Raw genomic sequence first — 13,227 nt, forward strand, 5'->3', positions numbered from 1 at the left:
CCATCCTAGTCACCGAGTCCAGTCGCATGAGCTCCCGTCACGACTGCGGCGGCCGCCCCCTCCCCCAGCGCAGACGGTCGGGACGTCACTCGGCCCCGTCCTCTGCGGCCGCCCTCTCCGCGGCATCGACCCGCTCGTCGAAAGCATCCTGCATACTCCGGATGTACGTCGCCGTGAGATGGTTGTCGTCCCGGTAGGTGTAGACGTTGCCGATCACGGGCGGACACCCGCCATCGGGGCAGATCAGATCATCCATGTCCACCGCGCCGTAGCCGCCGATGCTCTGCTGCCACCCGCGCGTCGGATCCGCGGTACGGGCGGTGACATGGTCGAACACGCATTCCGACAGCCCCTGCTCGCGCTCGCACTGCGCGTGGGATCGAGCGAAGCGGGCATTGTCCCGGATGCCGATCACCTGCACACCGCGCCCGGTCCAGCGACGCACCTGCTCCTCGGTCCCGGCGCGGATGCTCTCCCCGCCCCCGCCGTATGCGGTGAAGGTCGATTGGATGAACAGCTGGTCCGGGGAGATCTCCTGGATGAGCGCCTCGGCGCGGGGCAGCCACTCCTGGCACTCCTCTGCGAACCAGTTGTCGGCGACGGTGGTGAAGAAGCATCCCACCTGACGGATGAAGATCAGATCTTCGTTGCGCTCCTGCGCCCGATGGATGAGGGAGACCATCCACTGCTCGGTGTGGGAGTTGCCCACGGCCACCACGGTCCGAGACGGATGCTCCTGGCGCACGGAGTAGAAGCACTGGTCCCGGGCCAAGCCGTGCAGCGACCATGATCCGGACTTCGCGCACGACTCCCCCAGCAGGGGCTTCGCGGTGTCCTCATTGCGCTTGGCGCTGACCGGGATCGGCGAGGCGTCAGACGCCTCCGCCCCCGCGTACAGGACGCGAGCTCCCGGATAATCCTCGATGCCCCGGGACACGAGACGCTGCTCCTGCCGGTCGATATGCGCCCACCACGCCCCCGCCGACCCCAGCCTCAGGCACAGGCACAGGCCGATGACCGCCAGGGAGCGCCAGCGCCCGGCCTCGGCCCACCGCCAGGAGCGCAGCGGCGCATCCACCCAGCGGGTCAGAGCGACGGCGCCGGCCAGCGACAGGGCCACCAGGCCGACCCCGGAGACGAACCCGGCCTTCTCCTGGCCGACGTGGGAGAGATAGAAGACCAGCAGCGGCCAGTGCAGCAGGTACAGGGCGTAGGAGTATCCGCCCAGACGCACCAGAGGACCCCAGGACAGCAGACGGTCCGCACCCCAGCGGGTGCCGGTCTGCCCCGCGAAGATCACGAGGCTGGCCGCCAGCGTCGGCCACAGGGCGATCCATCCGGGGAACGCTCCCTGCACATCCAGGACCGCTCCGCACAGGAGGATCGCCGCGACCCCGATCCACCCCAGCCCGGCCCGCACCCGGGCCGGGGCGCGCAGCAGCGGCAGCAGGATCGCCAGCAGGGAGCCCAGGGCGAACTCCCACAGCCGAGCGAAGGTGTTGAAGTACGCGGACTGCTGATCCGCACTGGTGAGGATCACCGAGAAAGCCAGCGACGCCGCGAAGACCAGACCGAACAGCGTCCCCAGCACGGCACGGGCCGGTAGGCGCAGGCCCCGGATGATGAGGGCCCCGAGCGCGAACAGCAGGGGCCAGGTCAGGAAGATCTGCCCCTGCACGGACAGCGACCAGAAGTGGCGCAGCGGGGAGGCCGCACCGGAGTCCGCGGCGTAGTAATCCACCGCGTGGGCGATCGAGTACCAGTTCTCCCAGTACGTCAGCACCGAGACGGACTCCCGCAGGATCGGCAGCCAGCGCTCCGGACCCAGCAGCGCCCGCGTGCCGACCAGCACCAGCAGCACCGTGAGCACCGCCAGGGGCAGGATCCGTTTGAACACGTGCACCCAGTACGTGCTCAACCGCCGCCACCCGATCCGCTCCCCGCGTTCGATCCGGCGGGTGAAGGACAGCGTCATCAGGAACGCGGAGATGAACAGGAACACATCCACCCCGCCGGAGACCCGACCGAACCAGATGTGGTACGCGGCGACCAGCAGCACGGCCAGCGAGCGCAGCCCCTGGATCTCCGGCCGGAATGCCGGGGCGGGGGCAGGGGCCCGACCCGTGCCCAGCCCCACGGCGTCGCGGACGGTGGACGGCGGCTGCATGCCCGGGGCCGCGGCGGGGGCTGAGGGGATCGATGATGGCGGGGTCATGCGGAGAAAGGGGGATCCTCGACGGGGCGGCGACTGCGGAAGTGAGCGTCCCCGCTCCGAGCGGGGGCAAACCCTCACATCCTAGCCGAATCGGGGCTTCCGGCTCGGCAGCCCCGTCCCCCTCCCCACGGGGTTCCGACCTGAGCGCACCGGCTCCGCGGCCCTCGCCTCCGGGCTGATGCGGCGGACGGAACGCGCGATCCCCGCCGCCGGAGGCCCCGGTTGGACGGGGCATCGGGCGACGGGGATCGCGCGGAGACGGGCCCGCGCATCACGGGACCCGGAGGGAAGAGGCTAGTCCTCGTCCTCCTCCTCGGGCTGATCCACCACCAGGGTCTCGGTGGTCAGCACCAGGGAGGCGATGGAGGCGGCGTTCTCCAGGGCGGAGCGGGTGACCTTGACGGGGTCGATGACCCCGGCCGCCACCAGATCCTCGTACTGCCCGGTCGCGGCGTTGTAGCCGTGGCCGACCTCCTGCTCCGCGACCCGGGCGGCGACGACGAATCCGTCGGCCCCGGCGTTCTCCGCGATCCAGCGCAGCGGCTGGTTCAGGGAGCGGCGCACGATGTCCACCGCGGTGCGGGCGTCCTCGGTGCTCAGGCCGAGGTCCTCATCCAGGGCCTTCGCGGCGTGGACCAGGGCGGAGCCGCCGCCGGCGACGATGCCCTCCTCCAGCGCGGCGCGGGTGGAGGAGACAGCGTCCTCGATGCGGTGCTTGCGCTCCTTGGCCTCGACCTCCGTCGCGGCGCCGACCTTGATGACGGACACGCCGCCGGCCAGCTTCGCCAGGCGCTCCTTGAGCTTCTCGCGGTCCCACTCGGAGTCCACGCGCTCGACCTCGGCGCGCAGCTGGGCCACGCGCTCGGCCAGGGCCTGCTCGGAGCCGCCGCCGTCCACGACGGTGGTCTCGTCCTTGGTCACGGTGACCCGCCGGGCGGTGCCCAGCTGGTCCAGGGTGACCGAGTCCAGGGTGATGCCCAGCTCGGAGGTGATGACCTCGCCGCCGGTGAGGATCGCCAGGTCCTGCATGATCGCCTTGCGGCGGTCCCCGAAGCCGGGGGCCTTCAGGGCGACGACGTCGAGGTTGCCGCGCAGCTTGTTCACCACCAGGGTGGACAGAGCCTCGCCCTCGACGTCCTCGGCGATGATGGTCAGCGGCTTCTTGGCCTGCACGACCTTCTCCAGGACCGGCATGAGGTCCTGCACGGAGGAGATCTTGCCCTGGTGGATCAGCACCAGGGAGTCCTCCAGCACGGCCTCCTGCCGCTCGGCGTCGGTCACGAAGGACGGGGACAGGTAGCCCTTGTCGAACTGCATGCCCTCGGTCACGGACAGCTCGATCTCCGTGGAGGAGCCGTCCTCGATGGTGATCACACCGTCCTTGCCGACCTTCTCGAAGGCCTCGGCCAGCAGCTGGCCGATCTGCTCGGACTGGGCGGAGATGGCCGCGACGTGCGCGACCTCCTGACCCTCGACCTCGCGGGCGTTGGCCCGCAGGCGCTCGGAGACGGCCTGCACGGCCGCCTCGATGCCGCGGCGGATCTCGTTGGGCGCGGCACCGGCGGCCACGTTGCGCAGCCCCTCGGTGACCAGCGCCTGGGCGAGCACCGTCGCGGTGGTGGTGCCGTCGCCGGCGACGTCGTTGGTCTTGGTGGCGACCTCCTTGGCCAGCTGGGCACCGAGGTTCTCGTAGGGGTCGTCCAGCTCGACCTCGCGGGCGATGGTCACGCCGTCGTTGGTGATGATCGGCGCTCCCCACTGCTTGTCCAGCACCACGTTGCGCCCGCGGGGGCCGAGGGTCACCTTGACGGTGTCGGCGAGCTTGTCCACACCGGCCATGAGGGCCTTGCGGGCGGCGTCATCGAATCGCAGCTGCTTTGCCATGGAACGTCATGACTCCTTGTCGTGAAGGGTGGATGCGGGTCTCGTGCGCGGTGCGCGCGAGACTACTTCTCGACGACGGCCAGCACGTCCCGCGCGGAGAGCACGAGGTACTCCTGGCCGGAGTACTTGACCTCGGTCCCGCCGTACTTGGAGTAGATGACGACGTCGCCCTCGGCGACGTCCACGGGCACGCGGTTGCCCTTGTCGTCCACGCGGCCGGGGCCCACGGCCACGACCTTGCCCTCCTGGGGCTTCTCCTTGGCGGTGTCCGGGATGACCAGCCCGGAGGCGGTGGTCTGCTCGGCCTCGACGGGCTGGACGACGATGCGGTCTTCCAGGGGCTTGATGGAGACGGACATGGTGGACCTTCTTCCTTGGGTTGTCGGTACGCGGCATGAGCCTGTGGGTGAGGCGAGCCAACCGTCGTCGCGGTGCCGATTGAGCGCCAGGCCCAGTTAGCACCCTGAGTGCCAGAGTGCTAAAGCCGACTCTATTCCGGGCGTTAGCAGAGGGTCAAGGCGAGTGCCAGCCTCCGCCGAGGGCGGAACCGACGCCGCCGTCCGGGGCCCGGTTAGGGTGGAGCGCGTGAGCCTCCCCAACCTCTCCCCCGCCCCGCCAGCACCCTTCGACGAGCAGGAGCTGACGCTGCTGGCCGGCCTGGACTACCGCGAGCAGGACGCCCTGGCCGCCTCCACCCGGCTGCGCGCGGCCGGACTGGACGCGGACCGGGCCGCCGCCGTGCTGACCCAGGCCAAGCTGCGCGGCGAGGCCGCGGCCAAGTTCGGACCCGAGGCCGAGCACCTGCTGCTGACCCGGCCGGGGCTGGAGCAGGCCACCCGCCGGGCCGTGGCCGAGCACCACGCCGCCCGGTTGCGCGCGGCCGGACTGGGCTCGGTGGCGGACCTGGGCTGCGGGCTGGGCGCGGACACCCTGGCCTTCGCCCGGGCCGGGCTCTGCGTGCTGGCCGTGGAGATCGACCCGCACACGGCTGCCTGCGCGGCCGCGAACCTCCGGTCCTTCCCCGACGCCCGGGTGCTGGTCGGCGACGTCGAGCAGCTGGAGCCGGGGCAGCTGAGGTGCCCGGACGGCGGCGCGATGACGGCCCTGTGGCTGGATCCGGCCCGCCGGGAATCCGGCCGCGGGCGCACCCGGCAGCGGATCTTCGACCCCGAGGCCTTCTCCCCGCCGTTCTCCGTCATCCGCCGCCTGGCCGCGACCGGCGTGCCGATGGGGGTCAAGATGGGCCCGGGCATGGACCGGGCCGCGATCCCCCCGGAGGCCACCGCCGAATGGGTCAGCCACGGCGGGGACGTGGTGGAGGTCGTCCTGTGGTTCAACGCCCTGGCCACCCCCGGGGTGCGCCGGCGCGCCACCGTGCTGGGACCGGACCCGCTGGTCCCGCGGGCTCTGCACGTGCTGGACTCCCCCGTGGCCGCCGAGCAGGAGCCCGCGGCCCCCGTCGGCCCGCCCGGGGCGTACCTGTACGAACCCGACGGCGCCGTGATCCGCTCCGGGCAGGTGCGAGCCCTGGCCGAGGCCGTCGACGGGCACCTGCTGGATGAGCGCATCGCCTACGTGACCTCCGATGACGCCCGAGAGCTGGACTGGGCCCGGTGCTGGCGGATCGCGGCGCGCCTGCCCCTGCACGAGAAGACCCTGCGCCGCTGGGTGCGCGAGCACGGCGTCACGTCCCTGACCGTGAAGAAGCGGGGGGTCGACGTCGTGCCGGAGCGGCTGCGCAGGCGCCTGCTGGCCGGTGCGTCCCGGGGGCCGGGGTCAGGCGGGAGGCACGCGACGCTGCTCGCGGCCCGCTGGGACGAGCCCGGCGGGGAGCAGCGGGCCTGCTTCGTCGTCGAACCCGTCTGAGCCCGCTCACCTGCTGGGATGCCGCCATCGGCCGGTGACCGGCGCGGATAGGATGAAGCGATCACGTCTGGAGGCCCTCATGCTCGAATTCGCCAGCTCCACCCAGTCCACCCTCGGCATCGAATGGGAGGTCGCCCTGGTGGACCGCGCCAGCGGCGCGATGATCGGGGCCGCGCCCGAGCTGTTCGAGGTGCTCACCGCACCTCACCGGGACCTCATCCACCCGGAGGGGCTGACCCCGCACCTGACCCGGGAGTTCCTGGCCAACACCATCGAGATGGTCACCGGCGTGAATGAGCGGGTCGGCGAGGCCGTCGAGCAGCTGGCCGGGATGGTCGAGAAGATCCGCCGCCACACCGACCCCCTGGGCGTGGAGATCTTCTCCGCCGGGACCCACCCCCTGGCCCGGTGGGAGGAGCAGGTCATCTCGGACAAGGAGCGCTACCGCAAGGTCCTGGAGCGCACGCAGTACTGGGGCTACCAGATGATGATCTACGGGGTGCACGTGCACGTGGGCGTGGATTCCCGGGACAAGGCCCTGCCCACCGTGAACCACCTGGTCAACCACTACGGGCACCTGCTGGCGCTGTCCGCGAACTCCCCGTTCTGGCAGGGCCACGACACCGGCTACGCCTCGCAGCGGGCCATGATCTTCCAGCAGATCCCGACCTCCGGGATGCCGTACCTGTTCCAGCGGTGGGAGGAGTTCGAGCAGTACACCCGGGATCTGATGGACACCGGCGTCATCGAGGAGGACTCGGAGAACCGCTGGGACGTGCGCCCGGTGCCGCGCTACGGCACCGTGGAGATGCGCATCTGCGACGGCGCCTCGACCCTGCAGGAGATCGGGGCCATGGCGGCCCTGACCCAGTGCCTGGCGGAGGAGGCCTCCCGCACCGTGGAGGCCGGCGGCACCATCCCAGTGCTGCGCCGGTGGAACGCGGAGGAGAACAAGTGGCGGGCGGCCCGCTACGGGCTGGATGCCGAGGTGATCCTGGATCCGAGCAACCGGGAGGCGCCGCTGCGCGAGGAGATCCCGCGGATGCTGGATCGGCTCGCCCCGCTGGCCGATGACCTGGGCTGCGCCGAGGAGCTGGCGGAGATCGAGAGGATCCTGGAGCGCGGCACCGGGGCCGAGCGGCAGCGGCGGGTGGCCGCCCGGCACGACGGCGACCTGCGCGCCGTCGTGCGGGACCTGACCCGCCTGACCCGCACCGGCTACTGAGCGGCGTCGGCCCGGGCCGGGTCTCAGGGCAGGCGGCTCACGAAAGGAGAATCAGGGCAGGCAGATCGAGGTGACCGGCAGGGACGGGTCCGGGGTGAAGCCCAGCCCCGTGGGGGCCGTGCCCGCCGCGACCAGGCGCGAGCCCAGAGCCGCGACCATCGCGCCGTTGTCCGTGCACAGGCTCAGCGGGGGCACCACCAGGCGCACCCCGTGCTGCCCGCAGCGCTGCTCGGCCAGGGCCCGCAGCCGCGAGTTGGCGGCCACGCCCCCGCCCAGCAGCAGCGTGCCGATGCCCTGCTCCGCGCAGGCCAGCATGGCCTTGGCGGTGATGACGTCGGCCACGGCCTCCTGGAAGGAGGCGGCGACGTCGGCCACCGGCACCTGCTCCCCGCGCGCCTCGAAGCCCTCCACGACCCGCGCCACGGCCGTCTTCAGCCCGGAGAAGGAGAAGTCGTAGCGGTGCGGCCCGGGCGCCTCGGCGCTGCCGAGGTACTTGGGCGCACTGAGCCCCCGGGGGAAGCGGAAGGCCCGAGGGTCCCCCTCGCGGGCGACCCGATCGATCGCGGGACCCCCGGGGTAGGGCAGCCCGAGGATGCGGGCCACCTTGTCGTAGGCCTCCCCGGCCGCGTCATCCAGGGTCGCCCCGAGCAGGCGGACGTCCCCGGCGATGTCGTGCACCCGCAGGATCTCCGTGTGCCCCCCGGAGACCAGCAGCGCCCCGAGATCCTCCGGCAGCCTCCCGTCCGGGCCGGTGACCGCGCCGGACTGCCCCTCCAGCAGGCCCACCCCCACGTGCGCGACGAGGTGGTTGATCGCATACAGCGGCTTGCCGGTGGCCGCGGCCAGCGCCTTGGCCGCGGCCACCCCGACCATGAGCGCCCCGGCCAGGCCCGGGCCGCCGGTCACTGCGAGCGCGTCCACCTGCCCCAGCTCGACGTCGGCCTCGGTCAGGGCCGCGTCCAGCGCGGGGATCATGGCCTCCAGGTGCGCGCGGGAGGCGATCTCCGGGATCACCCCGCCGAAGCGCACGTGCTCGGCCATCGAGGAGGAGACGGTGTTGGTCAGCAGCCGGTTCCCGGCCACGATCCCGATCCCGGTCTCATCGCACGAGGACTCGATGCCCAGCACGATCGGCTCGCGGTTCATTCCTGCTCCTCCTCGGTCTGCGGGTTCCCGGCCAGAGCCTCGGCGCCGACGGCCCCGATCGACGCCGCCCCGGTGGGGGCGGCACCGGTCGGGCCGGCACCGATCGACGCAGCACCGTCCCGTCCGGGCTGCGGGGCCAGGTCCCTCTGCATGATCACGGCGTCGGCCCCGTCCCGGTAGTAGCGGGGCCGGGTGTGCACGGCGCGGTAGCCGAGCGCCTCGTACAGGCCCCGGGCCCGGGCGTTGTCCTGGCGGACCTCGAGCATCATCCGCTGCGCCCGGGCGGTGCGGGCCTGCTCGTGCATCCGGTGCAGCAGCCAGCGCCCGATGCCGCGGCCCTCGTGTTCGGGGGCCACGGCCACGGTCTGCACATCGGCGATCTCGGCCACGGCCATCATCCCGGCGTAGGCGATGATCCGGTCGGCCTCGTCCAGGACCACGGTGTAGGCGCGGGTCGGGTGGGCGATCTCGGCGCGGAACATTTCGGCCGGCCAAGCGTCGTGCGGGAAGAGGCGGGTCTCCAGCGCGTGGACCGCGGGGATGTCCGCCGCGGCCATCGGGCGGTGGCGGCAGTCTGCGGGCAGGGCGGGGCTCATCGGGTGGCCTTCTTGCGGGCGGCGGGCACGACGGCGTCGGATTCGCGCAGGTACAGGGGGCTGGTGCCCGCGTCCAGGCTGTTCAGGCCCCGGCGCACCCCGGCCCGGGCGAGGTCCGCGGCCTGCGGGTGCGCCTGCTCCCACCCGGGCAGGGCGGGCAGCTGCTCGGGGTACAGTCCGGCGCCGCGCCCGACGACGGGCGGCAGCCGGTCCTGCCCGGTCAGGGCGGGGCCCAGCAGGTCCCGGATCCCCTCGGCCTTCCCGACCGCGGGGCCGGCCTCGCGCGCCCAGCCCCGGGCGGGGTCGGTGCGGTAGGCCGCGGCGTAGACCTCTCTGCGGCGGGCGTCGGCGGCGGCCAGGAAGGGCGCGCCGTGGACGGGCAGGTCCCGGTGGGCCGCCTCGGCCAGGGCGTCCAGGCTCATGACCCCGCGCACGGGCACCCCCAGGCCCAGCCCAGGGCCCGGGCGGTCATGATCCCGGCGCGCAGTCCGGTGAAGGGGCCGGGGCCGATGCCGACCAGGATGAGCCCCAGCGCCGTGCCGGGCACCCCGGCCTGCTCCAGGAGCCGACGCAGCCCCGGCGCGGTGGCCTCCGCGTGGGAGCGGGTGTCCTCGGTGGCGAAGGAGCCCAGCACCTCGGCGCGGCCGACGAGGTCGGGGCCCGCGGCCTCGGGGGCGCCGGCGTCGTCCGGCACGCGCAGCAGGGCGCCGCTGGCGATGGAGGAGGTGTCGCAGCTGAGGATGAGCACCCGCCTAAGTGTAGTTCCCCCTCCCGACGCACCCCCGAGGCGCGTCAGCCGCGCAGGGCGGCCTCCAGGCGCCGGGCCAGGTCCCGCCCGGCCTGCCCGGTCCAGCGGGGCCCGAACGCCGCCAGCCGGGCCCGACGCGGGTCCTCGTCGTCCTCGTCGCCCTCCACCACCGGGGCGGCCTCCCCCGTGGCCCGCTCCAGGGTCAGCTCCAGGCGAGACTCGGCCAGGTGCTCCACCAGCCCGCGCCCCCATTCCACGACGGTCACGGCCCGGTCCTGGGTGGCCTCCAGATCCAGGTCGTCCACCTCCTCGACCGAGCCCAGCCGGTAGGCGTCCACGTGCACCAGGTCCGGTCCGCCGGGCCGGGGGCCGTCGGGGTCGTTGGGGTGGATGCGGGCCAGGACGAAGGTCGGGGAGATCACGGAGCCGCGCACCCCGAGGGCCTTCCCCAGGGCGCGGGTGAAGGTGGTCTTCCCGGCGCCGAGCTCACCGGTGAGCACCAGGAGGTCCCCGGCGCGCAGCGCGGCGGCCAGCGCCCGGGCCAGACGGCCGGTCGCGGCGAGGTCGGGCAGGGCCACCTCGGTCAGCGGTTTGGGCAGTATCTCCTCTTCCCCGGGACCGGGGGCGGCGGGCCGGCTCATGCCGACTCCCCCGCCGCGGCCTCGCCCTGCCCGCGCGCCCCGTCGGCGGCCTCGGTCTCACCTTCGGCTTCGGAGCGGGGCGTGAGGTAGACCCGGTCCACGCGCGGGGAGATGCGGGTGACGATCTCGTAGTTGATGGTCCCGGCGGCCTGCGCCCACTCCTCCACCGCGGGGTTCTCCCCGGTGCCGAACAGCACGGCGGGGGCGTGCAGGTAGCCCAGGGCGGGGTCGCTCAGCCCGGGCTCGCCGAGGTCCACGACCATCTGGTCCATCGCGACCCGCCCCACGACCCGGAAGGTCCGGGCGGGCGCCCCGGCCGGGTGGATGCGCACCGGGCCGTGTTCGGCCACGCGGGGGACGCCGTCGGCGTAGCCGACCGGGATCAGGGCGAGGGTGGTGGGGGTCTCGGTTCGGTAGCGCAGCCCGTAGGAGACGCCCTGCCCGGCCGGGACCTCCTTGACGGAGTCCACGAAGGTCTGCAGGGTCATCGCCGGGCGCAGCCCCAGCTCCTCCGACGGGATGCCTGGGAACGGGGACAGGCCGTAGAGAGCCAGGCCCACGCGCACGGCGTCGCGCAGGATCTCCCGGTGCTGGGCGTCGTCGCCGTCGGCCAGGGCCCCGGGGGTGTTGGCCAGGTGGCAGGTCCGCGGGTTCAGGCCCACTTCCCGGGCCTGGGCGACGGCGGCGTCGAAGCGGGCCAGCTGCTCGCGGGTCTCCGGGCGGGTCGGCTCATCGGCCACGGCCAGGTGGGAGAAGATGCCCACCACCTGCACGAGGCCCTCCTGCTCCAGGGTCCTGGCCCGGGCGGCGAAGCCGGGCCAGTCGCGGGCGGTGGCGCCGTTGCGGCCCAGGCCAGTGTCGATCTTCAGGTGCACGCGCGCGGTGCTCCCGGTCTGCCGGGCGGCCTCGGCGGCGGCCTCCAGATCCCAGCCGGAGACCCCGAGCTCGACGTCGCGGGCCACAGCCGCGGCGAAGTCCGTGGCGCGGGTGTGCAGCCAGGCCAGCACGGGCGCGTCGATCCCGGCCTCGCGCAGCTCGAGGGCCTCGCGCACGTGGGCCACCCCCAGCATGTCGGCACCTGCGCGCAGGGCGGCCCGGGCCACGGGCACCGCACCGTGCCCGTAGGCGTCGGCCTTCACGACGGCGATCAGCCGGGCGGGGGCGCAGCGGCGACGCAGCACCCGGACGTTGTGCTCGACGGCGCCCAGGTCGATCAGCGCGGCCCGCTCCGGGGGGAGCTGGGCGGAATCGGCCGTGGGGAGCGTGCTGGATGAATCGGGATCGGCGGAGGGGTCGGGGCGCTGTTCGGGCTTGCTCATGCGGCCATTGTCCCACCGGTCCCCGCGCCCGCGCGCCGCACCCGGCGGGCGGTGCGCTGGACGGCGGGCAAGCGGACGCCGGGGTGTCGGTGAGCGCACCGCGGCGGCGCGCGGGCATGGCCTAGACTCGGGTGCTGTGACTGCGCCCCCGGATGCCCCACCACCCGCCGCCCAGCGCACCGTCGCCGCCGACGAGCGCGCCCCGGGATCCCGGGGGCTGGTCCTGCACGTGCTGAGCATGCACACCTCTCCCCTGGCCCAGCCCGGCGACGGGGACGCCGGGGGCATGAACGTCTACATCGCGCACCTGTGCGCCGCCCTGGCCCGCGCCGGGCATCGCGTGGAGGTCTTCACCCTGGACACCTCGCCCGACGCCGCGAGCGCCCCGTCCGTGCGCACCGCGAGCCCCGCGCCGGGACTGCGGGTGCACACCCTGGCCCTGCCCGCGGCCGCCGGGGCCGGCAAGGCGGATCTCGCCCGGCTGACCGGGGCCTTCGGGCGCGCCTGCGCCGAGGTGGCGCAGCGGCTGCCGGCCCCGGATGCGCTGCACGCGCACTACTGGCTGTCCGGGCAGGCCGCCCTGAGCCTGCGCGAGCAGCTGGGGCGCACGGCGGAGCGGCTGCCGCTGGTGCTGACCCTGCACACCACGGCCCGGATCAAGAACCGCCACGCCGGGGCCGGGGAGCCGCCGGAACCGCAGGAGCGGGCCGCGGCCGAAGAGGAGCTGCTGCGCGCTACCCAGGCCGTGATCGCCAACACCGACACCGAAGCGCGGGAGCTCGTGCAGCTGTACGGGGCGGATCCGCGGCGGCTGCACACGGTGCCCCCGGGGGTGGACGCCGCGGTCTTCCACCCGGACCCCGAGCGACCCACCTCCCCAGCGCCCGCCTCGCAGGAACCCGGATCGCAGACACTCGCCTCTCCGGAGTCCGCGCCGGAGGATGCCGCACCATCCGCGCGGGAGACGAGCGAGGACCCCGCGCCGTTCCGCATCCTGTTCGCAGGGCGCCCCCAGCCGCTGAAGGGCCCCGAGATCCTGATCCGGGCCCTGCCGGAGCTGATCCGCCGGGTCCCGGAGGCGCGGCTGGAGATCCGCGGCAGCGCCTCCCCGCAGTACCTGACGCGGCTGCGCGCGCTGGCCCGGGACGAGGGCGTCCTGGCGCGCTGCCGGTTCACCCCGGCCTGCCCCGCGCCCCAGCTCGCGTCCGCGATGCGCGCGGCCGACGTCGTGGCCTGCCCCTCCTCCTCCGAGACCTTCGGTCTGGTGGCCCTGGAGGCCCAGGCCTGCGGCACCCCGGTGGCCGCCTCCGACGTCGGCGGGCTGCGCACCGCCCTGGAGGACGGGCGCGCCGGGCTGCTGGTGCCCGAGCGTACCCCGCGGGCCTGGGCCCGGTCCCTGGCGCTGCTGGCCGAGGATCCGGCGCTGCGCGCCCGGCTGCGCGCCCGCGGCCTGGCCCACGCCCGCACCCTGACCTGGGCCGACGCCGCCCGACGCACCGCCGCGGTCTACGAGGCCGTGGTCAGCGCCCGCTGACCCCACGGTCCACGGCACATCCCCGCCCCGCCCCCCAATCCGAGCTGATCCGT

10 protein-coding genes and 1 pseudogene are annotated in these 13,227 nt (G+C 73.9%); 3 read left to right on the plus strand and 8 right to left on the minus strand.

Features of this window, described 5'->3' with window-relative positions; translation table 11 throughout:
- Positions 1-85: 85 nt before the first annotated feature.
- From I6G21_RS01070 to groES, 3 genes are all read right to left on the minus strand, one after another.
- Complete coding sequence (locus I6G21_RS01070; protein ID WP_129357370.1) at positions 86-2,215, minus strand: acyltransferase family protein; 2,130 nt, start codon at positions 2,213-2,215, stop codon at positions 86-88.
- Between the two features lie 294 nt (positions 2,216-2,509).
- Positions 2,510-4,099 (minus strand): chaperonin GroEL, encoded by a 1,590-nt coding sequence (gene groL, locus I6G21_RS01075; protein ID WP_058730501.1) that lies wholly within the window; start codon positions 4,097-4,099, stop codon positions 2,510-2,512.
- Between the two features lie 62 nt (positions 4,100-4,161).
- Positions 4,162-4,458 (minus strand): co-chaperone GroES, encoded by a 297-nt coding sequence (gene groES, locus I6G21_RS01080; RefSeq protein WP_055684536.1) that lies wholly within the window; start codon positions 4,456-4,458, stop codon positions 4,162-4,164.
- Positions 4,459-4,684: 226 nt separating this feature from the next.
- Here groES and I6G21_RS01085 point away from each other — a divergent pair, with 226 nt between their 5' ends.
- Both I6G21_RS01085 and I6G21_RS01090 read left to right on the plus strand, forming a co-directional pair.
- Positions 4,685-5,965 (plus strand): class I SAM-dependent methyltransferase, encoded by a 1,281-nt coding sequence (locus I6G21_RS01085; protein ID WP_232238471.1) that lies wholly within the window; start codon positions 4,685-4,687, stop codon positions 5,963-5,965.
- 79 nt (positions 5,966-6,044) lie between these two features.
- Positions 6,045-7,190 carry a glutamate--cysteine ligase gene (locus I6G21_RS01090; RefSeq protein ID WP_232238473.1) on the plus strand — a complete coding sequence of 382 codons (1,146 nt, stop codon included), beginning with the start codon at positions 6,045-6,047 and terminating at the stop codon, positions 7,188-7,190.
- A 51-nt stretch (positions 7,191-7,241) separates the two neighbouring features.
- Here the strand turns inward: I6G21_RS01090 and tsaD are convergent, their stop codons facing one another.
- The 5 genes and pseudogenes from tsaD to alr form a co-directional block, all read right to left on the minus strand.
- The gene (gene tsaD, locus I6G21_RS01095; protein ID WP_129357368.1) at positions 7,242-8,336 is read right to left on the minus strand and encodes a tRNA (adenosine(37)-N6)-threonylcarbamoyltransferase complex transferase subunit TsaD; all 1,095 of its coding nucleotides are present in this window, start codon (positions 8,334-8,336) and stop codon (positions 7,242-7,244) included.
- The gene (gene rimI, locus I6G21_RS01100; RefSeq protein ID WP_129357367.1) at positions 8,333-8,932 is read right to left on the minus strand and encodes a ribosomal protein S18-alanine N-acetyltransferase; all 600 of its coding nucleotides are present in this window, start codon (positions 8,930-8,932) and stop codon (positions 8,333-8,335) included. The genes tsaD and rimI overlap by 4 nt, the downstream gene beginning before the upstream one ends.
- Positions 8,929-9,680, minus strand: a pseudogene (gene tsaB / locus I6G21_RS01105) (tRNA (adenosine(37)-N6)-threonylcarbamoyltransferase complex dimerization subunit type 1 TsaB). Before tsaB ends, rimI begins: the two are co-directional and overlap by 4 nt.
- A gap of 44 nt (positions 9,681-9,724) precedes the next feature.
- A complete protein-coding gene (gene tsaE, locus I6G21_RS01110; protein WP_129357365.1) occupies positions 9,725-10,321 on the minus strand; it encodes a tRNA (adenosine(37)-N6)-threonylcarbamoyltransferase complex ATPase subunit type 1 TsaE in 597 nt (198 codons plus the stop codon).
- The gene (alr, locus tag I6G21_RS01115; RefSeq protein ID WP_055684540.1) at positions 10,318-11,640 is read right to left on the minus strand and encodes an alanine racemase; all 1,323 of its coding nucleotides are present in this window, start codon (positions 11,638-11,640) and stop codon (positions 10,318-10,320) included. The genes tsaE and alr overlap by 4 nt, the downstream gene beginning before the upstream one ends.
- Before the next feature lie 136 nt (positions 11,641-11,776).
- On the opposite strand from alr, the gene I6G21_RS01120 reads away from it, so the two are divergent.
- Positions 11,777-13,174 (plus strand): glycosyltransferase, encoded by a 1,398-nt coding sequence (locus I6G21_RS01120; RefSeq protein ID WP_165869951.1) that lies wholly within the window; start codon positions 11,777-11,779, stop codon positions 13,172-13,174.
- Positions 13,175-13,227: the final 53 nt, after the last annotated feature.

This window comes from Rothia kristinae (genome assembly GCF_016028855.1).
GTDB classification, from domain to species: domain Bacteria; phylum Actinomycetota; class Actinomycetes; order Actinomycetales; family Micrococcaceae; genus Rothia; species Rothia kristinae.